At 34.8% G+C, this 661-nt stretch carries 1 protein-coding gene; it reads left to right on the top strand.

Going from position 1 to position 661, the window contains the following annotated elements; translation table 11 throughout:
• Positions 1-40 precede the first annotated feature (40 nt).
• On the top strand, positions 41-661 hold a 621-nt coding region (locus ON07_RS17330; protein WP_010232688.1), incomplete at its 3' end, for a transposase.

The raw sequence follows: 661 nt of genomic DNA, 5'->3' as shown, positions 1-661 counted from the left end.
TGACTCGTCCTGAATAAAGGCTACATAATTTTAAACAGTTATGTACAAAAATGACAGAGTAACCAGACGTTACAGTGAACCTTTCAAATTAAAAATTTTATCAGAACTTAGTACTGGAAAGTATTCTAAGTATGAACTAGGTAAACTCTATGGAATTGCTCCATCGACCATTAATGAATGGATCAGGAAGTATGAACGTAAAGACTTAATGAACACAAGGGTTATGGTAGAAACAAAAGATGAAATAACACGACTCAAAGCACTCCAAAAAGAGATTGAGCAGCTTAAAAAACTACTCCTTAAAAAGGATATGGATCAACTGGTAGATGATGCATACTTGGAAGTAGCAGCCAAAAAACTAGGCTACAAAAGTGTCTTAGAACTTAAAAAAAAAACTAAATATCAAGCCTTAATCATAGCGAAGGAAAAAGCCAAGGGATTTGCTTCGTTAGCCAAGATATGTGATTGTTTTGAACTAAAACGTGACGCTTATTATAAGTACAAATGCAGAGCTGATAAGCGAAAAAAGGTAGAACAACATATAGTTGCTATCGTTAAAAGACGACGCAAATCCCTTCCTAGAGAAGGCGTGCGCAAGCTTATGAAATCTTTAAGCCAGGACTTTGAAAAACAACAATTGAAAATTGGTAGAGATACATTG

The organism is Gillisia marina (genome assembly GCF_000258765.1).
Classification (GTDB): Bacteria; Bacteroidota; Bacteroidia; order Flavobacteriales; family Flavobacteriaceae; genus Gillisia; species Gillisia marina.
The sequence above is the reverse complement of the archived record's forward strand: the minus strand, read 5'-3'. Positions and strand labels throughout refer to the sequence as shown.